The organism is Streptomyces sp. XD-27 (assembly GCF_030553055.1).
In the GTDB taxonomy this organism is placed as follows: Bacteria; Actinomycetota; Actinomycetes; order Streptomycetales; family Streptomycetaceae; genus Streptomyces.
Map to the genome: position 1 here is coordinate 1,288,526 of NZ_CP130713.1, position 21,335 is coordinate 1,309,860.

Annotated in this window: 17 protein-coding genes; 10 read left to right on the forward strand and 7 right to left on the reverse strand. The window is 71.6% G+C overall.

The genetic code is table 11. The features are described from left to right. Window positions 1-4: 4 nt before the first annotated feature. Window positions 5-676 carry a response regulator transcription factor gene (locus Q3Y56_RS05525; protein ID WP_304460838.1) on the forward strand — a complete coding sequence of 224 codons (672 nt, stop codon included), beginning with the start codon at window positions 5-7 and terminating at the stop codon, window positions 674-676. A gap of 153 nt (window positions 677-829) precedes the next feature. On the opposite strand, the gene Q3Y56_RS05530 is transcribed toward Q3Y56_RS05525, so the two are convergent. The 3 genes from Q3Y56_RS05530 to metH all read right to left on the reverse strand — a co-directional run bounded on the left by Q3Y56_RS05530 (window position 830) and on the right by metH (window position 7,118). Next, window positions 830-2,434: an ABC transporter substrate-binding protein gene (locus tag Q3Y56_RS05530; protein WP_304460839.1), complete on the reverse strand. Its 1,605-nt coding sequence runs from the start codon at window positions 2,432-2,434 to the stop codon at window positions 830-832. A gap of 335 nt (window positions 2,435-2,769) precedes the next feature. After that, complete coding sequence (locus tag Q3Y56_RS05535) at window positions 2,770-3,471, reverse strand: HAD family phosphatase (protein WP_304460840.1); 702 nt, start codon at window positions 3,469-3,471, stop codon at window positions 2,770-2,772. Window positions 3,472-3,611: 140 nt separating this feature from the next. Then, window positions 3,612-7,118: a methionine synthase gene (metH, locus tag Q3Y56_RS05540; RefSeq protein WP_304460841.1), complete on the reverse strand. Its 3,507-nt coding sequence runs from the start codon at window positions 7,116-7,118 to the stop codon at window positions 3,612-3,614. Window positions 7,119-7,362: 244 nt separating this feature from the next. Between metH and Q3Y56_RS05545 the strand changes: the two genes are divergently transcribed. The 8 genes from Q3Y56_RS05545 (at window position 7,363) to Q3Y56_RS05580 (ending at window position 16,374) form a co-directional block, all read left to right on the forward strand. Continuing rightward, window positions 7,363-8,127, forward strand: coding sequence for an IclR family transcriptional regulator (locus Q3Y56_RS05545; RefSeq protein WP_304460842.1), 765 nt, complete (start codon window positions 7,363-7,365; stop codon window positions 8,125-8,127). A 279-nt stretch (window positions 8,128-8,406) separates the two neighbouring features. Next, complete coding sequence (locus Q3Y56_RS05550; protein ID WP_304460843.1) at window positions 8,407-9,201, forward strand: MIP/aquaporin family protein; 795 nt, start codon at window positions 8,407-8,409, stop codon at window positions 9,199-9,201. Window positions 9,202-9,247: 46 nt separating this feature from the next. Next, a complete protein-coding gene (gene glpK / locus Q3Y56_RS05555) occupies window positions 9,248-10,795 on the forward strand; it encodes a glycerol kinase GlpK (protein ID WP_304460844.1) in 1,548 nt (515 codons plus the stop codon). Window positions 10,796-10,799: 4 nt separating this feature from the next. Then, on the forward strand, window positions 10,800-12,413 hold the full coding sequence (locus Q3Y56_RS05560; RefSeq protein WP_304460845.1) for a glycerol-3-phosphate dehydrogenase/oxidase: 1,614 nt from the start codon (window positions 10,800-10,802) through the stop codon (window positions 12,411-12,413). A gap of 159 nt (window positions 12,414-12,572) precedes the next feature. Further along, on the forward strand, window positions 12,573-14,120 hold the full coding sequence (locus Q3Y56_RS05565; RefSeq protein WP_304460846.1) for a PLP-dependent cysteine synthase family protein: 1,548 nt from the start codon (window positions 12,573-12,575) through the stop codon (window positions 14,118-14,120). 32 nt (window positions 14,121-14,152) lie between these two features. Next, complete coding sequence (locus Q3Y56_RS05570; RefSeq protein ID WP_304460847.1) at window positions 14,153-14,308, forward strand: hypothetical protein; 156 nt, start codon at window positions 14,153-14,155, stop codon at window positions 14,306-14,308. Window positions 14,309-14,347: 39 nt separating this feature from the next. Continuing rightward, a complete protein-coding gene (locus Q3Y56_RS05575; RefSeq protein ID WP_304460848.1) occupies window positions 14,348-15,019 on the forward strand; it encodes a FadR/GntR family transcriptional regulator in 672 nt (223 codons plus the stop codon). A 260-nt stretch (window positions 15,020-15,279) separates the two neighbouring features. After that, the gene (locus tag Q3Y56_RS05580; RefSeq protein ID WP_304460849.1) at window positions 15,280-16,374 is read left to right on the forward strand and encodes a PAC2 family protein; all 1,095 of its coding nucleotides are present in this window, start codon (window positions 15,280-15,282) and stop codon (window positions 16,372-16,374) included. A gap of 216 nt (window positions 16,375-16,590) precedes the next feature. On the opposite strand, the gene mshC is transcribed toward Q3Y56_RS05580, so the two are convergent. From mshC to Q3Y56_RS05600, 4 genes are all read right to left on the reverse strand, one after another. Next, window positions 16,591-17,820, reverse strand: coding sequence for a cysteine--1-D-myo-inosityl 2-amino-2-deoxy-alpha-D-glucopyranoside ligase (mshC, locus tag Q3Y56_RS05585; protein ID WP_304460850.1), 1,230 nt, complete (start codon window positions 17,818-17,820; stop codon window positions 16,591-16,593). A 137-nt stretch (window positions 17,821-17,957) separates the two neighbouring features. Further along, window positions 17,958-18,854 (reverse strand): SCO1664 family protein, encoded by an 897-nt coding sequence (locus Q3Y56_RS05590; RefSeq protein WP_304460851.1) that lies wholly within the window; start codon window positions 18,852-18,854, stop codon window positions 17,958-17,960. Further along, window positions 18,824-19,408 carry a DUF3090 domain-containing protein gene (locus tag Q3Y56_RS05595; protein WP_304460852.1) on the reverse strand — a complete coding sequence of 195 codons (585 nt, stop codon included), beginning with the start codon at window positions 19,406-19,408 and terminating at the stop codon, window positions 18,824-18,826. The genes Q3Y56_RS05590 and Q3Y56_RS05595 overlap by 31 nt, the downstream gene beginning before the upstream one ends. A 102-nt stretch (window positions 19,409-19,510) precedes the next feature. Continuing rightward, complete coding sequence (locus Q3Y56_RS05600) at window positions 19,511-20,221, reverse strand: histidine phosphatase family protein (protein ID WP_304460853.1); 711 nt, start codon at window positions 20,219-20,221, stop codon at window positions 19,511-19,513. 101 nt (window positions 20,222-20,322) lie between these two features. Between Q3Y56_RS05600 and Q3Y56_RS05605 the strand changes: the two genes are divergently transcribed. Then, the gene (locus Q3Y56_RS05605; protein ID WP_304465481.1) at window positions 20,323-21,315 is read left to right on the forward strand and encodes a magnesium and cobalt transport protein CorA; all 993 of its coding nucleotides are present in this window, start codon (window positions 20,323-20,325) and stop codon (window positions 21,313-21,315) included. The last annotated feature ends 20 nt before the right edge of the window (window positions 21,316-21,335 follow it).

Here is a 21,335-nt window from a genome sequence, read left to right on the forward strand (position 1 = left end):
CCCCGTGGCTATCCGCGTTCTGCTCGTCGATGACCAACCACTGCTGCGCACCGGTTTCCGGATGATCCTGGAGGCCGAGCCGGATCTGGCCGTGGTGGGCGAGGCCGGAGACGGCCTGCAGGCCCTGGACCAGGTGCGGGCGCTGCAGCCCGATGTGGTGCTGATGGACATCCGGATGCCGCGGATGGACGGTGTCGAGGCGACCCGGCAGATCACCGGCCCCGGCCGGGACGGGCCCGCGAAGGTGCTGGTGCTGACCACGTTCGACCTCGACGAGTACGTGGTGGAGGCGCTGCGGGCCGGGGCCAGCGGCTTCCTGCTCAAGGACGCGCCGGCCAACGAGCTGGTGCAGGCGATCCGGGTGGTGGCGGCCGGCGAGGCGATGCTGGCGCCGAGCATCACCCGCCGTCTTCTGGACAAGTACGCGGGCCATCTGCCGTCCGGCGAGGAGTCGGTGCCGGACACCCTGCACACGCTCACCGACCGTGAGGTCGAGGTGCTCAAGCTGGTGGCGCGCGGGCTGTCCAACGCGGAGATCGCCGCGGACCTGTTCGTCAGCGAGACGACGGTGAAGACGCACGTGGGCCATGTGCTGACCAAGCTGGGCCTGCGCGACCGGGTGCAGGCCGCGGTGTACGCGTACGAGAGCGGGCTGGTCCGTCCCGGCGCTCAGTAGCCGGGCCGTCCGCCCGTCGGCGGCCCTTCATCCGCCGGCGGGCCGTCCGCCCGCCCACAGCGCGAGGGGCGCGGGTCGGATGCGTACCGCCTCCGCGGTGTGCACCCGGCCCGCGCCCCTCGCGCGTATGTCAGCCCTCGACGCGGGGCGTCGTCAGCCCTTGACGCCGCGGCTCAGCTCCCACAGCTGGAGCATGGCGGCGGAGTCCAGCGCGTATTCGACGCCGGTGATGTCGTCCTGGGCGACCAGGTACTGCTTGACCTGCCACAGCGGCAGCAGGGGCACGTCCTGCGCGACCAGGTTCTGGATCCGCTGGAAGTCCTTGACGGCCATCGAGCGCTGCGCCTGCTGACGGGTGCGGGGCAGCAGCTGGTCGTCGATGGCGTTGTTGCGGTAGGCCAACTTGAGGAAGTTCTGCTTGCCGACGAACGGCGCGATGTAGTTGTCGGCGTCCGGGAAGTCCGGGAACCAGCCGATGCCGAAGGCGGCGTACTTGCCCGCACCGGCGGCCGGACGGAACTCGGTCCACTTGACGCCCTTGATCTTCACGGAGAACAGGGCGCTGGCGTTGAGCTGGTCCCTGAGGGCCGCGTACTCCTTGGCCGTGGACGGACCGTAGTGGTCGGTGGAGTACGTCAGGGTCAGCTTCACCGGGGTCTGGATCCCGGCGCGGCTCAGCACCCGGCGCGCGGCGGCGATGTCGGCGTCGCCGTACTCGTTGAAGAAGGAGTTCGTGTGGGAGAGGGTGCCGGCCGGAACCAGTGAGTACAGGGCGTCGCTGGTGCGCTTGTGGACGTCGCGGACCAGGTTCTGGCGGTTGACGATGTGGGCGATGGCCTGCCGGACCGCCTTGTTCCGCACGGGTGCGGCCTCGGTGTTGAAGGCGAGGTAGCGGACGGCCTGGCCGGCGGACTCGGTGACCCGCACGCCCTCGACCTCCCCGGACTGCAGCTTCTCGATCTGGTCGGGGTCGAGCTCGCGGTTGACGAGGTCGATGTCGCCGTCCGTCAGCGCCTTCTCCAGCTGGGCGGAGTCCTCGAAGAAGCGCATCTCGATCTTCGCGCTCTTCGGCTCCAGGTCGCCCTTGTAGTCCGGGTTCTTCGTGAAGACGGCCTTGACCAGGCGGTTGTCCTGCTCTTCGGTCTCCACCTCGAACGGGCCGGATCCGGTGACCTCGAAGCCCTTGAGCAGGCCGCCCTTGGGGTAGACCTCGCTGTCGACGATCGCGGCGGCCTGGGTGGTGAGCTTGGAGGGGAAGGTGGCGTCCGGCGCGGAGAGGTGGATGACGACCTCGCGTTCGCTGGGGGTCTCCACCTTGTCGATGCTGGACAGCAGCGACTCCGGGCCGCTCTCGTGGTGGATGCTCCGCACCCGGTCGAGGGAGAACTTCACGTCCTCGGAGGTCAGCGCGTGACCGCCGGCGAACTTCAGTCCGGACCGCAGCTTGCAGCGGTACTGCTCGCTCTGCCGGTCCTGGAAGCCGCAGCTCTCCGCGGCGTCGGGGACCGGCTCGGTGCCCGACCGGGGCAGCCGCATCAGCGTCTGGAAGGTGTTGCGCATGACGGACCACGAGGCGGCGTCGTAGGCCTGGGCGGGGTCCAGCGGCGCCGGGCCGCCGGTGGTGGCCTCGATCCGGTCGGTGGTCCCGACGACGATGGTTCCGCCATCGGAGCCTGACTCGTCCGTCCCCCCGCAGGCGGTGAGTACGGATGTCAGCAGGCCCGCTATGGCCGGCAGCACCAACGTCTTGCGCTTCATTGTCGGGAGTCTCCCTGCGGTCGTACAACGTGCTCGCGATGAGATTAGTCGGCGCCGCCAGGACCACCGAAACACAGTGGAGTTGAGGGGAAATCACGCCGCGATAACGTCACCGGGTGATCGATATCCGGACGCCGGAACGTTTCACTCGAGGTGCCACCAATCCGGACACAAGGGGGTACGTTCCCCTCGAAAAACGGGGTCCGCAGCACATCGCGGCCACCCTGTCGATTCGGAGCACCGTGAGAAACGTCACGGAACTGCTCCTGTCGCGATCACCGGAATTCGCCTCTCGCATTCCTTCGGCGAATACGGCGGCACGCACCGTATGCGACTCAGCGCATTAGCGTGATCAGCTCGTGCAGAAAAGGAAGGTCCACTTCTTCCAGTGAAGCGACGACCGCGCGGCCCGGGGCGGGCTCGATGGGCACCACCGACGGCACCGCGACCACCGGGCAGCCCGCCGACTCCGCGGCCGCCACACCCGTCAGCGTGTCCTCGATGACCACGCAGCGCCCCGGATCCGCGCCCAGTCCCGCGGCGGCCAGGAGGTAGGGGTCCGGGTGCGGCTTCGTCCGCTCGACCTCGTCGCCCGCGACCGTCAGATGGAAGTGCTCGGTGCCGATCGTGCCGAGGATCCGGTCCATGACCTGCCGGTGGGAGGCGGAGACCAGGGCGGTCGGCACGCCGTGGGCGGCGAGCTCGGCCAGCAGCCGCCGCGCCCCGGGCAGCAGGGGCACGTTGCCGTCGAGCAGCTCGGTGAACCGGCTGTTCAAAAGCGTGGTGAGGTCGGCGAGCGCGATGTCCGCGCCGGTGGCCTCGATCAGGTACGAGGCGCTGCGGGTCATCGGGCCGCCGACGACGACTTCCCGGTGCTCCTCGGGCAGCACGTGCCCCAGTTCGGCGAAGATGCCGACCTCGGCGTCCCACCAGATGCCCTCGGTGTCCACGAGGGTGCCGTCCATGTCCAGGAGCACCGCCTGGAGCCCGGAACCGCCGGCCGGGCGGGTGGCGACGAGGGGGACGCTGCTGGTCATCCAGACACCTCCATGAAGGGACGCGGAGGCCGGTCGCCCTCCGCGTACGAAGAGCGACCGGCCTCTACCGGATCGTCCATTTTACGTCGGGCTCGTCGATCACGCCCGTCGTTTTTCCGGCCGGTACGTCACCGCGCTGGCTACCGCGCGTTGAAGTACTTGGCCTCCGGGTGGTGGATGACGATCGCGTCGGTGGACTGCTCCGGGTGCAGCTGGAACTCCTCCGACAGCTGCACCCCGATCCGCTCCGGCCGGAGCAGGTCGGCGATCTTCGCGCGGTCCTCCAGGTCGGGGCAGGCGCCGTAGCCCAGGGAGAAGCGCGCGCCGCGGTACTTCAGGTCGAACATGTCCACCACGTCCTCGGGGTCCTCGCCCCCGAAGCCCAGCTCGGCGCGGACCCGGGCGTGCCAGTACTCGGCCAGTGCCTCGGCGAGCTGCACGGACAGCCCGTGCAGCTCCAGGTAGTCCCGGTAGGAGTCGGCGGCGAACAGTTCGGCGGTGGCCTCGCCGATCCGGGAACCGACGGTCACCACCTGCAGGCCGACCACGTCGGTCTCGCCGGACTCCTCCGGCCGGAAGAAGTCGGCCAGGCACAGCCGGCGGCCGCGGCGCTGGCGCGGGAAGGTGAAGCGGGTGAGCTCGGCGCCGTCCTCGCCGAGGAGGACCAGGTCCTCGCCCTTGGACACGCAGCGGAAGTAGCCGTAGACGACGGCCGCTTCGAGCAGGTTCTCGGTGTGCAGCTTGTCCAGCCAGCCGCGCAGCCGCGGCCGCCCCTCGGTCTCGACCAGCTCCTGGTAGCTGGGGCCGCCGGTGCGCGCCTCCTTGAGCCCCCACTGCCCCTTGAACAGCGCGCCCTCGTCCAGCCAGGAGGCGTAGTCGGCCTGCTGGATGCCCTTGACGACGCGGGTGCCCCAGAACGGCGGCTCGGGGACGGGGTTGTCGGTGGCCACGTCGGAGCGCACCGGCCCCTGCTCGGGCTCCGGCTCGGTGACGACCGCGGCGCGCTTGGGCACGCGGCGCTGCTTGAGCTCGGGCAGGGTCGCGCCGGGCACGCCGCGCTTGACCGCGATGAGGGCGTCCATGAGCCGCAGGCCCTCGAAGGCGTCGCGGGCGTAGCGGACCTCGCCCTCGTAGATCTCGTGCAGGTCCTGCTCGACGTAGGCACGGGTGAGGGCGGCGCCGCCGAGGATGACCGGGTAGTCGGCGGCCATCTTCCGCTGGTTCAGCTCCTCCAGGTTCTCCTTCATGATCACCGTGGACTTCACCAGCAGCCCGGACATGCCGATGACGTCGGCCCGGTGCTCCTCGGCGGCCTCCAGGATCGCCGAGACCGGCTGCTTGATGCCGAGGTTGACGACGTTGTAGCCGTTGTTGGAGAGGATGATGTCCACGAGGTTCTTGCCGATGTCGTGGACGTCGCCGCGGACGGTGGCGAGCACGATGGTGCCCTTGCCCTCGGCGTCCGACTTCTCCATGTGCGGTTCGAGGTGGGCGACCGCGGTCTTCATGACCTCGGCGGACTGGAGCACGAACGGCAGCTGCATCTGGCCGGAGCCGAAGAGTTCGCCGACGACCTTCATGCCGTCCAGCAGCGTGTCGTTGACGATGTCGAGGGCGGGGCGGTCCTGGAGCGCGTCGTCGAGATCCGCTTCGAGGCCGTTCCGCTCGCCGTCGATGATGCGCCGCTTGAGCCGCTCCTCCAGGGGCAGCGCGGCCAGCTCCTCGGCCTTGCTCGCCTTGAGGGACTTGGTGGTCGCGCCCTCGAACAGCTCCATGAGCTTCTGGAGGGGGTCGTAACCCTCGGTGCGGCGGTCGTAGACCAGGTCGAGGGCGGTGGTGACCTGCTCCTCGTCGAAGCGGGCGATCGGCAGGATCTTCGAGGCGTGCACGATCGCCGAGTCGAGCCCGGCCTTCACGCACTCGTCGAGGAACACCGAGTTGAGCAGGATCCGGGCGGCCGGGTTGAGGCCGAAGGAGATGTTGGACAGGCCGAGGGTGGTCTGGACGTCCGGGTGGCGTCGCTTGAGTTCGCGGATCGCCTCGATGGTGGCGATGCCGTCCTTGCGGGACTCCTCCTGACCGGTGCAGATGGTGAAGGTCAGGGTGTCGATGAGGATGTCCGACTCGCGGATGCCCCAGTTGCCGGTGAGGTCGGCGATGAGCCGCTCGGCGATCTCGACCTTCTTCTCGGGCGTACGGGCCTGGCCCTCCTCGTCGATGGTCAGCGCGATCAGCGCGGCGCCGTGCTCCTCGGCGAGCCGGGTGACCTGGGCGAACCGCGATTCGGGGCCGTCGCCGTCCTCGTAGTTGACGGAGTTGATGACCGCGCGGCCGCCGAGCTTCTCCAGCCCGGCCTGGAGCACGTCCACCTCGGTGGAGTCCAGCACGATGGGCAGGGTGGAGGCGGTGGCGAACCGCCCGGCCAGTTCCTCCATGTCGGCGACGCCGTCCCGGCCGACGTAGTCGACGCACAGGTCGAGCATGTGGGCGCCCTCGCGGATCTGGTCGCGGGCCATCTCCACGCAGTCGTCCCAGCGGCCGGCGAGCATGGCCTCCCGGAACTTCTTCGACCCGTTGGCGTTGGTCCGCTCCCCGATCGCGAGGTACGAGGTGTCCTGGCGGAACGGGACGGCCTGGTAGAGGGAGGCGGCACCGGGCTCGGGGCGCGGGTCGCGCGGGCCGGGGGCGAGGTCGCGGACCCGTTCCACCACCTGGCGCAGGTGCTCCGGGGTCGTGCCGCAGCAGCCGCCGACCAGGGACAGTCCGTACTCGCGGACGAAGGTCTCCTGGGCGTCGGCCAGCTCCGAGGGGGTGAGCGGGTAGTGCGCGCCGTCCTTGCCGAGGACCGGCAGACCGGCGTTGGGCATGCAGGACAGCGGGATCCGGGACTGCCGGGCCAGGTAGCGCAGGTGCTCGCTCATCTCGGCCGGGCCGGTGGCGCAGTTCAGCCCGATCATGTCGATGCCCAGCGGCTCCAGCGCGGTGAGCGCGGCACCGATCTCGGAGCCGAGCAGCATGGTGCCGGTGGTCTCCACCGTGACCGAGCAGATCACCGGCAGGTCGGCGCCGGTGGCCTCCAGCGCGCGGCGGGCGCCGAGGATCGCCGCCTTGGTCTGGAGCAGGTCCTGGGTGGTCTCCACGAGCAGCGCGTCCGCGCCACCGGCGATCATGCCTTCGGCGTTGGCCTGGTAGGCGTCGCGCAGGGTGGTGTACGGGGCGTGTCCGAGCGTGGGGAGCTTGGTGCCCGGGCCCATCGAGCCGAGCACCCAGCGCTGCTGTCCGCCGGAGGAGTACGCGTCGGCGGCCTCGCGGGCGATCCTGGCGCCGGCCTCGGAGAGCTCGAAGACCCGGTCGGCGATGTCGTACTCGGCGAGGGCGGCGTGGTTCGCGCCGAAGGTGTTGGTCTCCACGCAGTCGACACCGACCGCGAAGTACTCCTCGTGCACCGATCGGACGATGTCCGGGCGGGTGACGTTCAGGATCTCGTTGCAGCCTTCGAGCTGCTGGAAGTCCTCCATGGAGGGGTCCTGCGCCTGGAGCATCGTGCCCATCGCCCCGTCGGCTACCACCACACGGGTGGCGAGTGCCCGGCGAAGCGCGTCGGCTCGGCTGCTGCTGGTGGTGGACGGCGGCGTCTGTGCGGCCATGGAATGGACTCCCTGAGGTGCGACGGCTGTCGGCTTTGCGGCTCCGCGAGGAGGCGCACCTGGCCAGAGTAGCCGCCGGGGGTCCGGGCGGCTCGAGTGTTCCACCACGCGGGACACTTGGGGCCTGCCCCTTGACGGGAACGCGGTCGACCTTGATCGTCCGCGGCTCTCCCAGCTATCGAGAGGTCGGCATGGACCGATAGTGTTCAGCATTGTCGAACCGCTTACCTGGGGAGGTTTCGCGATGGCACGGACCATCCAGTCGCTGGAGCGCGCGGCCGCGATGCTGCGTCTGCTGGCCGGCGGCGAGCGCCGGCTCGGTCTGTCCGACATCGCGTCCGCCCTGGGCCTGGCCAAGGGCACCGCGCACGGCATCCTGCGCACCCTCCAGCAGGAGGGCTTCGTGGAGCAGGACGCGGCCTCGGGCCGCTACCAGCTCGGCGCCGAGCTGCTGCGCCTGGGCAACAGCTATCTGGACGTGCACGAGCTGCGCGCCCGCGCGCTGGTATGGGCCGACGACCTGGCGCGGTCCAGCGGGGAGAGCGTCTATCTGGGCGTGCTGCACCAGCAGGGGGTGCTGATCGTCCACCACGTCTTCCGGCCGGACGACAGCCGCCAGGTGCTGGAGGTCGGCGCCATGCAGCCGCTGCACAGCACGGCCCTGGGCAAGGTCCTGTCGGCGTACGACCCCGTGGCGCACAGCGAGGCGGCGGAGGGCGAGCGCAAGGCCTTCACCGACCACACGGTGACGGGTCTGGAGGAGTTCGAGAACGTCCTGGACCTCACGCGGGCCCGCGGTTGGGGCGCGGACGTCGAGGAGACCTGGGAGGGCGTCGCGTCCGTCGCGGCCCCCATCCACGACCGGCGACGGATGCCGGTGGGCGCGGTGGGCATCACCGGCGCGGTGGAGCGGGTCTGCGTGGCCGGCGAGCTGCGGTCCGAGCTGGTCGCGGCGGTACGGGACTACGCGCGGGCCATCTCCCGCGACCTGGGCGCCAGCCGCTTCTGAATCAGCGGCTCTCGACCCGCTTCCGGGCACCGCTCGGCCGCCCCTCGTACGGATCATCACGGTTGGGTTACCAGCGGGTTTTCGCTTCTCGCGACCCTTGACGCTCTCTTCACGGTGCAGAAAACTGCCGTTCATCGGTCGGCATTGTCGAACACCTGACGACAATATTCGCTATGGTGGACTCGCCGCGGGCCGACCAACGCCCTCACCGAGAGGGCGCGGACCACCGGAGGGACCCGGGGTTCGCCTTCCCCTGGACGAAGGACAAAGGAGTCGCGGGTGTCCAGCTCCGACATCTTCATCGGCGAGACCATCGGTACCGCCATACTCATCCTGCTCGGTGGCGGCGTGTGCGCCGCCGTCACGCTCAAGAGCTCCAAGGCCCGGAACGCCGGGTGGCTCGCCATCACCTTCGGGTGGGGCTTCGCCGTGCTCACCGCCGCGTACATCTCCGCCCCCCTCTCCGGCGCCCACCTCAACCCTGCCGTCACTCTCGGCCTGGCGATAGAGGGCGGTACGGAATGGGGCGACGTCCCCCTGTACATCGCCGCCCAGATGCTGGGCGCGATCGTCGGCGCCGCGCTGGTCTGGGTCACCTACCTGGGTCAGTTCACCGCGCACCTCACCGACCACGAGATCGTCGGCGGACCGGGCGCGCAGGACACGGCGGCGGCCGTCAAGCAGCAGGCAGACGCCCCCGGCCCGGTGCTCGGCGTCTTCTCCACCGGCCCCGAGATCCGCAACACGGTGCAGAACCTGGCCACCGAGATCATCGGCACCGCTGTGCTCGTCCTCGCGATCCTCACCCAGGGACTCAACAACGAGGGCAACGGCCTCGGCGTCCTCGGTGTGATGGCCACGTCGTTCGTCGTCGTCGGCATCGGCCTGTCGCTGGGCGGCCCCACCGGCTACGCCATCAACCCGGCCCGCGACCTGGGCCCGCGCATCACGCACGCCCTCCTGCCGCTGCCCAACAAGGGCGGCTCGGACTGGGCCTACGCCTGGATTCCCGTCGTCGGCCCGCTCGTGGGCGCCGCCCTGGCCGGCGGCCTCTACAAGCTGGCCTTCGTCTGAGCCCGACGCCCCCGTTCCCACAGACTTCGCAGGAGAGCGACACACCATGACCGAGACCCACACCACCGGCGCCACCTCGCACGGCCACGGCCCGTTCATCGCGGCGATCGACCAGGGCACCACCTCCAGCCGCTGCATCGTCTTCGACCGCGACGGCCGCATCGTCTCCGTCGACCAGAAGGAGCACGAGCAGATCTTCCCCAAGCCGGGCTGGGTGGAGCACAACGCCACCGAGATCTGGCAGAACGTCCAGGAGGTCGTCGCCGGCGCCATCAGCAAGGCCGGGATCACCGCCGCCGACGTCAAGGCGATCGGCATCACCAACCAGCGCGAGACCACCCTGCTGTGGGACAAGAACACCGGTGAGCCGGTGCACAACGCCCTGGTCTGGCAGGACACCCGCACCGACGCCCTGTGCAAGGAGCTCGGCCGCAACGTCGGCCAGGACCGCTTCCGCCGCGAGACCGGCCTGCCGCTCGCGTCGTACTTCTCCGGCCCCAAGGTCCGCTGGCTGCTGGACAACGTCGACGGGCTGCGCGAGCGCGCCGAGGCCGGCGAGATCCTCTTCGGCACCATGGACTCCTGGGTCATCTGGAACCTCACCGGCGGTGTCGACGGCGGCCACCACGTCACCGACGTCACCAACGCCTCCCGCACCATGCTGATGAACCTGCACAGCATGGAGTGGGACGAGAAGATCCTGTCCTCCATGGAGATCCCGGCGGCCGTGCTGCCGGAGATCCGCTCCTCCGCCGAGGTGTACGGGCACGTCAAGGGCGGCGTCCTGGACGGCGTCCCGGTCGCCTCCGCGCTCGGTGACCAGCAGGCGGCACTGTTCGGCCAGACCTGCTTCGCCGAGGGCGAGGCCAAGTCCACCTACGGCACCGGCACCTTCATGCTGATGAACACCGGCGAGAAGGTCATCAACTCCTACAGCGGCCTGCTGACCACGGTCGGCTACCGGATCGGCGACCAGAAGCCGGTCTACGCCCTGGAGGGCTCCATCGCCGTCACCGGTTCGCTGGTGCAGTGGATGCGCGACCAGATGGGCCTGATCAAGAGCGCGGCCGAGATCGAGACGCTCGCCAGCTCCGTCGAGGACAACGGCGGCGCCTACTTCGTGCCGGCCTTCTCCGGCCTGTTCGCCCCGTACTGGCGCTCGGACGCCCGCGGTGTGATCGCCGGTCTGACCCGGTACGTCACCAAGGCGCACATCGCCCGCGCCGTGCTCGAGGCCACCGCCTGGCAGACCCGCGAGATCACCGACGCCATGACCAAGGACTCCGGCGTCGAGCTGGCCGCGCTCAAGGTCGACGGCGGCATGACCTCCAACAACCTGCTGATGCAGACCATCTCGGACTTCGCGGACGCGCCGGTGGTGCGCCCGATGGTCGCCGAGACGACCTGCCTCGGCGCCGCCTACGCCGCCGGTCTCGCCGTCGGCTTCTGGCCGGACACCGACGCCCTGCGCGCCAACTGGCGCCGGGCCGCCGAGTGGACCCCCCGTATGGACGCGGACGTACGCGACCGCGAGTACAAGAACTGGCTCAAGGCCGTCGAGCGGACCATGGGCTGGATCGAGGACGAGGAGTAATCATATGACCACCCTGCAGAGCGCCCCGGCCCTCGGTGCGCACCCGGCTGCCGGCTCGAACCCGAGCCGCGCCGAGACCCGGGAACAGCTGTCGAAGGCTTCGTACGACCTCCTGGTGATCGGTGGCGGCATTCTGGGCATCACCACCGCCTGGCACGCCGCGCAGTCCGGACTGCGGGTGGCCATGGTGGACGCCGGCGACTTCGCCGGCGCCACCTCCTCCGCCTCCTCCAAGCTGCTCCACGGCGGCCTGCGCTACCTCCAGACCGGCGCGGTCAAGCTGGTCGCCGAGAACCACTTCGAGCGGCGCGCGGTCTCCCGTACCGTCGCCCCGCACCTGGCGAACCCGCTCACCTTCTACCTGCCGGTGTACAAGGGCGGCCCGCACGGCGCCACCAAGCTCGGCGCGGGCGTCTTCGCCTACTCCGCGCTCTCCGCCTTCCGGGACGGCGTCGGCCACGTCATCAGCCCGGAGCGGGCCGCGCGGGACGTGCCGGAGCTGCGCACCGACAACCTCAAGGCGGTCGCGGTCTACGGCGACGGCCAGATGAACGACAGCCGGATGGCGCTGATGACGGTGCGCGCGGCGGCCGAGGCAGGCGCGACCGTCCTCAACCACGCCGAGGTCACCGGGCTGCGCTTCACCGGCGGCCGGGTCACCGGCGCCGAACTCAAGGACCGCACCGACGGCACCGAGTTCGGGGTCGACGCCCGCCTGGTGCTCAACGCCACCGGCCCGTGGGTGGACCACCTGCGCAGGATGGAGGACCCGAACGCGGCGCCGTCCATCCGCCTGTCCAAGGGCGCGCACCTGGTCCTCAAGCGCACCTCCCCCTGGAAGGCCGCGCTGGCGACCCCCATCGACAAGTACCGCATCACCTTCGCCCTCCCCTGGGAGGACATGCTCCTGCTCGGCACCACCGACGAGGAGTTCGAGGGCGACCCGGCGGACTGCCAGGTCAACGACAAGGACATAGCCCAGATCCTGGACGAGGCCGCGTTCTCCATCCGCGACCAGCAGCTCTCCCGCGACCTGATCACCTACTCGTTCGCGGGCCTGCGGGTGCTCCCGGGCGGCCCGGGCGACACCGCCAAGGCCAAGCGCGAGACGGTCGTCACCGAGGGCAAGGGCGGCATGCTGTCCATCGCGGGCGGCAAGTGGACGACCTTCCGGCACATCGGCCGCACCGTCATGAACAAGCTCGCCCAACTGCCGGGCCGGCCGCTCGCGGACGACATGGAGCCGCTGTCCCAGCTGCCCAAGCACATGCCGCTGCCGGGCCTGGCCAACCCGCAGGCGGTCGCGCACCGGCTGCTGGTCGACGGCGGTACGCCCGGCCCGCGGATGGCCGCCGACACCGCCCGCCACCTGGCCACCCACTACGGCTCGCTGTCCTTCGACATCGCCCGGCTGGCCAACGAGGACCCGGCGCTGGCCGAGCGGATCCACCCCGACGCCCCGGAGATCTGGGCACAGGTCGTCTACGCCCGTGACCTGGAGTGGGCCGAGACGGCGGAGGACGTGCTGCGCCGCCGCACCACGCTGACGATCCGCGGCCTGGACACGGACGAGGTCCGCGCCAAGGTCCAGAGCCTGCTGGACGCCCGGCAGAGCTGATCGCCGACCGAACCCGCCGAGGGGAGGGGCCCGTGCGCGGGCCACTCCCCTCGCGTTCGTATGACGACAGTCCGGGCGTTCGGAGGGCGGCACCCCCGATACGGTCATGTTCGGCGGATCTCCGTCGGAGCCGGCGGAGCTGCTGGGACAGTGACCGACATGGACGCGTACGCATCTTTGACCGACGCCGTGGGCGACACCCCGCTGGTACGTCTGAACCGGATCACCGCAGGTCTCACCGCACCCGTCTACGCCAAGCTGGAGTACGTCAACCCCGGCGGCAGCGTGAAGGACCGGGCCGCGCTGGCGATGGTGCGGGCGGCCGAGGAGGCCGGGGAACTGCGGCCCGGCGGCACGATCGTGGAGGGCACCTCGGGCAACACGGGGGTGGGACTTGCGATGGTGGCCGCCCAGCGCGGCTACCGCTGCGTGTTCGTCCTGCCGGACAAGACGAGCGACGAGAAGGTCGCCGTGCTGCGGGCGTACGGGGCGCGGGTCGTGCTGTGCCGCAGCGGCCTGCCGCTGGAGCACCCCGACCACGTGTTCAACACGGCGGTCCGGATCGCGGCCGAGACGCCCGGCGGCTGGCACGCCAACCAGTACGACAACAACGCCAACCCGGTGGCCCACTACCGCACCACGGGCCCGGAGATCTGGCGGCAGACGGGCGGCCGGATCACGCACCTGGTGGCCGGGGTCGGCACCGGCGGGACGATCACCGGGGCGGGCGAGTACCTCAAGGAGGCCGGCGGCGGGCGGGTCACCGTGGTGGGCGCCGACCCCGAGGCATCCCGGTACTCGGGCGGCGACGGCCGCCCGTACTTCGTGGAGAGCATCGGGCACTACCTGCATCCGGAGACCGTCGAGGACCGGTGGCCGGACGTCTACCGCCGGTCGGTGGTGGACCGCTTCGAGCGGATCGGCGACCGCGAGTCGCTGCTGACGGCCCGTCGGCTGGCGCGGGAGGAGGGCCTGCTGGCGGGCGGCTCGGCGGGCACCGCGGTGGCGGCCGCGCTGCGCGTCGCCGCCGAGCTGGGCCCGGAGCACCTGGTCGTCGTGGTGCTGCCGGACTCCGGGCGCAACTATCTCTCCAAGGTCCACGACGACGGGTGGCTGCGGCACTGGGGCTTCCTCGACGGCGACGGGACCGGGCCGGTGGTCGGCGACGCCCCGAGCACGCCGCTGGGGCTGTCCCTGCGCCCCTCGGCCACCGTCGGTCAGACGCTGGCGACCCTGGAGGAACGGGCCGGCGAGAAGCGGCCCGACGGGCGCGGGGCGGACACGGCGGCGCTGGTGACGATGGTGCCGGAGCGACCGGACCGCCCCGTCATGGGCACCGAGATCCTCGGCAGCGTCACCGCGCGGCTGCTGCGGGAGTCCCTGGCCACAGGGGCGGCGCACCCGGACGACGCGCTGCGCGACCATCTCGCCCCGGCGCCGCCCGCCTTCGGCAGCGGCGAGCCGGCCGCCGATGCCCTGGCGGCGCTGGACGGGCACGCCGCGGAGACCGCCGTGGTGCTGTTCGACGGCCGGGCGCGGGCGCTGGTCGGCCGCGCCGCCCTGGCGGCGCTGGTGCGTGCCCAGGACGCGGCGGCCGACGGGCCGGGCACCGCGCCGGAGACCGCGCCGGACGCCGCTTCGGACGACACGACAGACGCCGTGACGGATGCCGTGACGGATGCCGCGGCGGCGCCTGTCGGGGCCTGAGAGACGCCGCGGCGGGGGGCATCTGCGCGGCTATGGGGCGCCGCGAACGCCTCCAACTCGCCCTGTACGTGGCGGTGGTTGCGCCGCGCTGGGAACTGATCCGGGAGCTGCGCGCGGCGCGATCGGACCGGTCCGTACCGGCCCGGGTCGGCGACGACGCCATGGCCGGGCCGCCCACCGGGCCATAATGAGAGCCAGACATCGGACGTCTTACGGGGAGGCCCATCATGGCGGTCACCGACGAGGCGATCGAGAAGATCAAGGACATGATCGTCTCGGGTGCGCTGCGGCCCGGCGACCGCCTCCCCAAGGAGAGCGAACTGGCCGCGGAGCTGGGGCTGTCCCGCAACTCGCTGCGCGAGGCGGTACGGGCCCTGTCGCTGATCCGCATCCTGGACGTGCGGCAGGGCGACGGCACCTACGTCACCAGCCTGGACCCCGAACTGCTGCTCCAGGAGCTCGGTTTCATCGTCGACTTCCACCAGGACGACACGGCGCTGGAGTTCCTGGCCGTCCGGCGCGTCCTGGAGCCCGCGGCGACCGCGCTGGCCTGTGCCCGGATCACCGACGCGGAGCTGGACGAGCTGTCGGCGCAGTTGGACGCGCTGGGCCCGCGGCCCTCGGTGCGCCAACTGGTCGCCTGCGACGTGGAATTCCACCACCGCATCGCCCGGGCGTCCGGCAACGGTGTGCTCTGCTCGCTGCTGGACGGCCTGTCCGGGCCGACCAGCCGGACCCGCGTCTGGCGCACCCTGACCCGCAACGGCGCGGCCGCCCGCACCCTGTACGAGCACCGCGCGATCCTGGCCGCGCTGCGCGACCGGGATGCGGAGGCGGCCCGGTCGTGGGCCACGGTCCACGTCGCGAGCGCCGAACACTGGCTGCGCGCCGCGCTGTGACCGAGGCCCCCCGACAGGCCACCCCGTCACCACGGCAGGAACATCGGACCTTTCACGGTGATCCGATGTCTAAGCCCCTGTGGGCGCCGGTGTCCCGATGTGAACGAATTCATGGGATAACACGTCCGATGAATCTGCGTCCCCTTCCTGGACAAGGCTGCGGCCGAAGGCCCTGGAAGCCGTAGGCTGGGACCGCACGCAACGGAACTGCAGCCGGCGGTGGCACGGACCCGTCCGCCCCGGTCGGAAGGAGGCGCTGGGTGATCGAGCTTGAGGGGGTTCCCGAGCTGATCGACCCGGTCATGATCTGTGCCTTCGAGGGCTGGAACGACGCCGGAGACGCCGCCTCCACCGCGGTCGGGCACCTGGACCGGGAATGGAAGGGCGAGGTCTTCGCCGCCCTGGACGCCGAGGACTACTACGACTTCCAGGTGAACCGGCCCACGGTGTGGCTGGACGGCGGGGTCCGCAAGATCACATGGCCGACGACCCGGCTGTCCGTGGTCCGCGCCGGAACCGGCGACAAGCCGCGCGATCTCGTGCTGGTGCGCGGGATCGAGCCGAGCATGCGCTGGCGCTCGTTCTGCAACGAGATCCTGGGCTTCGCCCACGAGTTGGGCGTGGAGATGGTCGTCGTGCTCGGTGCGCTGCTGGGCGACACCCCGCACACCCGGCCGGTGCCGGTCAGCGGCGTCACCTCCGACCCCGACCTGGCCCGCACCCTCGATCTGGAGGAGACGCGGTACGAGGGTCCGACCGGCATCGTGGGCATCCTCCAGGAGGCGTGCACCCACGCCGGGGTCCCGGCGGTGAGCCTGTGGGCGGCGGTACCGCACTACGTCTCGCAGCCGCCGAACCCGAAGGCGACGCTGGCGCTGCTCAACCGCCTGGAGGACCTGATCGGCGTCCGTATCCCGCTGGGCGAGCTCGCGGAGGACGCGCGGGCCTGGCAGCTGGGCGTCGACCAGCTGGCGGCCGAGGACAGCGAGGTCGCCGAGTACGTGCAGTCGCTGGAGGAGGCGCGCGACACCGCCGACCTGCCGGAGGCGTCGGGCGAGGCCATCGCCCGGGAGTTCGAGCGCTATCTGCGGCGGCGGGACGGGCAGCCGGGGCCGGGCGGGCATGCCACGGAGACCGGCGCGGTCGCCGACGGCCGGGACTCGGGCGCGTACCTGCGCGACTCGACCAGCGGCCGGACCCGGCCGGCGAAGCCCTCCCCCAAGGACGGGCCGTCCGACGGGCCGTCAGGGGACGGTACGGAAGGGCAGAACGGCGGTGGCCGGGACGACGGCGAGAGACCCGGCGGCGACGGGCCATCACGGGACGGCGAGGGCGAGGACGGCGACGAGGGCTGACCCCCGCCCCACCCGGAATGTCGAAGGGCGCTCCCCCGGTCGGGGGGAGCGCCCTTGTGCTGTTCGGCGGCGGCGCACCGGGCGCGCGGTGCCCTCCCGGCCGGGTGGTACCCGGTGCGGGTGCGGGCCCCCCGCCCGGTGCCGGGGCACCGGGCGGGCACGGCCTCCGTAGCGCGTCCGCTTACGTGCCCGGTACGACGCGCGTACCGGGCACGGTCACAGCGCCACGCCCAGCAGCGCGTCGACCGCGCGGGACACCAGGCCGGGCGCCCCCGTGTCCGTACCGCCGTCGGACTCCTGGGCCGCCGCCCAGCGGTCGACCGCGGCGAGCGCCGCCGGGGCGTCGAGGTCGTCGGCCAGCGCGGCGCGGATCTCCTCCACCAGCGCCTCGGCGGACGGTCCGTCCGGCCGCGACACCGCGGCCCGCCAGCGGCCCAGCCGTGCCACGGCCTGGTCGAGCACGTCGTCCGTCCACTCCCAGTCCGACCGGTAGTGGTGCGCGAGCAGCGCGAGCCGGATCGCGACCGGGTCCACCCCGGCACGCCGCAGCGTGGAGACGAAGACGAGATTGCCCTTGGACTTGGACATCTTCTCGCCGTGCAGGGCGACCAGCCCGGCGTGGACGTACGCCTTGGCGAAGGGGCGTGTTCCGGTCAGCACCTGGGCGTGCGAGGCGCCCATCTCGTGGTGCGGGAAGGCGAGGTCGGAGCCGCCGCCCTGCACGTCGAAGCCCATGCCCAGGTGTTCCAGGGCGATGGCCACGCACTCGATGTGCCAGCCGGGGCGTCCCGGGCCGAGCGAGGCGCCGTCCCAGCTCGGCTCGCCGGGCCGGGCGGCCAGCCACAGCAGCGGGTCGAGCGGGTTCTTCTTGCCCGGCCGGTCGGGGTCGCCGCCGCGCTCCGCCGACAGCAGCCGCATGGCCTCGGCGTCCAGCCGGGAGACGCTGCCGAAGGAGGGGTCGGACTCCACGGAGAAGTAGATGTCGCCGTCGAGCTCGTAGGCGGCGCCCGCGTCCCGCAGCCGCTCCACGAGCGGCACGATCTTGGGGATCGCCTCGACGGCGCCGATGTAGTGGGTGGGCGGGAGCATGCGCAGGGCGGTCATGTCCTCGCGGAAGAGCTCGGTCTCCCGCTGGGCGAGGTCGGTCCAGTCGTCACCGTTCGCCGTGGCCCGCTCCAGCAGCGGATCATCGATGTCGGTGACGTTCTGGACGTAGTGAACCTGCCGCTTGGTGTCGAGCCACACGCGCTGGACGAGGTCGAACGCGTTGTAGGTCGCCGCGTGCCCCAGGTGGGTGGCGTCGTACGGGGTTATCCCGCAGACGTAGATACGGGCGACGGGACCGGGGTCGAGGGTGATCGGACCCCCGGTCGCGGTGTCGTGGATCCTCAGGTCGCGGCCACTGCCAGGCAGGGCGGGAACCTCGGAAGCGGGCCAGGCATACATGTCTTGAGCGTAACCGGACGCCTGTTCCGGATACGAACCGGATCGCGCTCTTGGCCGAATAGGCGGTCTTGCGCGAACGGCCTCCGGCGTGCATATGCCAGAGCGCGGCGGGTGGGGCATCCGCACCGGGAGAGCCGTCAGACCGGAGGCCAGGGGATGGCCGGCCACTGCCCACTGGGCTCGGGGTGCCGCCCGGTGCGCAGCAGCTCCGCGACCCGTGCGCGCACCGCCGCGATCTCCGCCGGGGTGATGAGCTCGGCCAGCCGGACGGTGAGCGGCTCGCCGTCGGCCAGGGCGGCGGACAGCCGCTCCAGGACCGCCACGGCCTCCTCGGTCAGCGGCTCGCCGGCCCAGCCCCACAGCAGGGTGCGCAGCTTGTCGTCGGCGTTGAAGGTGACGCCGTGGTCGATCGCGTACACCCGGCCGTCGGCCGCGGGCAGCAGATGGCCGCCCTTGCGGTCGCCGTTGTTGATCACCGCGTCGAGGACCGCCAGCCGGCGCAGCCGTACGTCGTCGGCGTGCACCAGCAGCGCGGTGCCGCCCTCGACCTCGGCGAAGCCGACGGCCTTCCAGCCGGGCTCCGGCTGCTCGCCCTCGACCAGCGCGAGCAGTTCCGGGGCGTCGCCGTCGGCGGACGGTTCGATCCACAGCTGGCACATGCCGTGCCCGTACGGCCCGTCCCGCAGCACGGTCGGCGGGACCAGCCCCCAGCCGGTGGCCTCGGACAGCTCGTACGCGGCGACCTCGCGCTCGGCAAGGGTGCCGTCGGGGAAGTCCCACAGCGGGCGCTCCCCGGCCACCGGCTTGTACACGCACGCGGCGCTGTGCCCCTCGTACGTGACGGTGCAATAGAGCACCGCGTTGGACGCCGTGCGGATCTGGCCGCGCACCGTCAGCTCGCCGCGCGCCAGCAGGTCGAGCGCGGACGGCGCGGCCGCGGGCTCCGGGGCCGCGCCGGGATCGGCGGGTCCGGAAGGCTCCGGCACCGTCGGGGGCGTCCCGCTCAGCGGCGATATCCGTTCTGGCGCGGGCATACGTGTCCCTCCGGGTCGAGCGGCAGGCTGCACAGCGGGCACGGCGGGCGCCCGGCGTTGACGACCTCCAGGGCGCGCTTGGCGAACGCGCGGGCCTGGGTGCCGGTGAGCCGGACCCGCAGCATCGGCGGGCCGTTCACCTCGTCCTGCAGCAGCCGCTCCTCGGCCTCCGCCAGGTCCTCCTCGGAGTCCGCGTCCAGCTCGACCAGCGCCTGCGCCTCCACGATCATGCGCTGCTCGTCGCCGTCCCAGGCCAGGGCCATCGTGCCGACCCGGAACTCCTCCTCCACAGGGGTGTCCAGCGGTGCGGTGTCGGTGAGTTCGGCGGGGGCCACCGCGGGCACCGGCGCGTTGCCGCCGGTGCGCCGTACGACCTCGTCAAGGAGCTCGTCGATCCGCTCGGCGAGTGCCGCGACCTGGGTCTTCTCCAGCGCGACACTGGTGACCCTGCCGCCCGCCGACGCCTGCAGGAAGAAGGTACGGCGGCCCGGCAGCCCGACCGTACCGGCGACGAACCGCTCCGGCGGGTCGTAGAGGAACACCTGACGGGACAACGTCCTGCTCCATCTTGTTTCGTTCGGGTGCTACGGCTGCTGGTTCACAAGCGCGCCGCTCCTTCGACGACGCCGCGGCACCCACCCTACTGCGCACCGAGATCACGGCGCTCCCGCGCCGCCCCCCACCGGAGCCTCGGGGCCGCGGGGGCCGCCCGCGGCGTCGTCGGAGGCGTCCGGGCGCGGCTCCAGACCGCCGAAGTCGCCGGTGTCGCCCAGCCGTACGAGGTAGGGCCGCAGCTCGGTGTAGCGGATCGCGGTGACCGAGCAGGGCTCGACGGAGATGCGCTGGAAGAGGTCCAGATGCAGCCCGAGCGCGTCGGCGACGAGGGACTTGATGATGTCGCCGTGCGAGCACATCAGATAGATCGCGTCCGAGCCGTGCTCGGCCTCGATCCGGGCGTTCCACTCGCGTACGGCGTCGACCGCGCGCGCCTGCATGGCCCGCAGCGACTCGCCACCGGGGAACGCGGCGGCGGACGGGTGCTGCTGCACGACGGCCATCAGCGGCTCGTCGGACAGCTCCTTGAGCTTGCGCCCCGACCAGTCGCCGTAATGGCACTCGCCGATCCGGTCGTCGGTGTGCAGGCGCAGCCCGGGCCGTGCGGCGAGCAGCGGGGCGAGGGTTTCCTGGCAGCGCTGGAGCGGGCTGGAGACGGCGGCAGCCAGCGGGAGCCGCGCCAGCCGCGCGGGCAGCTCGGCCGCCTGCCTGGCGCCGCGCTCGTCCAGGGTGACGCCGGGTGTCCAGCCCGCGAGCACCCCGGCGGTATTGGCGGTGGACCGGCCGTGCCGGACGAGGATCAGCGTGGGCATGCCGCCACCCTACGGCCTGGCGGGAGGGTTGCGGCCGGCCGTGCCGGTGCGCGCCGCGGGCTCGCACGGCGGACGTGCGCCCCCGCCGGGTTGGCGGAAGAATACGCCGCGTGATCGTGGATTGCGCCGTCTATCAGGACGGGCGCCGTATCGAGGGGCCCGCGGACTTCTCAGCGGCCCTCGACCGGGCGCGGGCGGCCCGGAACGCCTTCTTGTGGATCGGCCTGTACGAGCCGACCGAAGAGGAGTTCGCCATGGTGAGCAGCGATTTCGGGCTGCATCCGCTGGCCGTGGAGGACGCCCTGTCCGCGCACCAGCGGCCCAAGCTGGAGGTCTACGAGGACTCGCTGTTCCTGGTGCTCAAGCCGGTCCAGTACGAGGACAAGTACAGCGCGGTCACCACGGGTGAGCTGATGGTCTTCGTCGGCGACTGCTTCGTGGTGACCGTGCGGCATGGCGAGGCCAATCCGCTGGGGGTGGTCCGGGAGCGGCTGGAGCGCACGCCGGAGGTGCTCCGGCACGGCCCCACGGCGGTGATGTACGCAGTCGCCGACGCCGTGGTGGACCACTATCTGGAGGTCGCGGACGAGCTCCACATCGACCTCGACGAGCTGGAGGCGGACGTCTTCTCTCCGGAGAGCGGCCGGTTGGCGTTCACGGCCGGGCGGATCTACTCGTTCAAGCGGCAGGTGCTGGAGTTCCGCCGGGCCGCGGGCCCGCTGGACGATCCGATGGCGCGGCTCGCCGGCGGCGGGGTGCCGTTCGTGCACGCGGGCTCGCGGCCGTTCTTCCGCGACGTCGGCGACCACCTCACGCGCGCGAACGAGCATGTGGACGGCCTGGACCGGCTGCTGTCGGATGTGCTGGCCGCGCATCTCGCGCAGGTGGGCGTGCGGCAGAACGACGACGTGCGCAAGATCTCGGCCTGGGCGGCGATGATCGCCGTACCCACGATGCTGGCGGGGATCTACGGCATGAACTTCGACCACATGCCGGAGCTGGCGCAGCCCTGGGGGTATCCGGCCGTCCTGGTCCTCATGGTCGGTTCCGTACTGCTACTGCACCGGTTCTTCAAGCGGCGCGGCTGGCTGTGACGGAGCTGAGGCCGACCGGC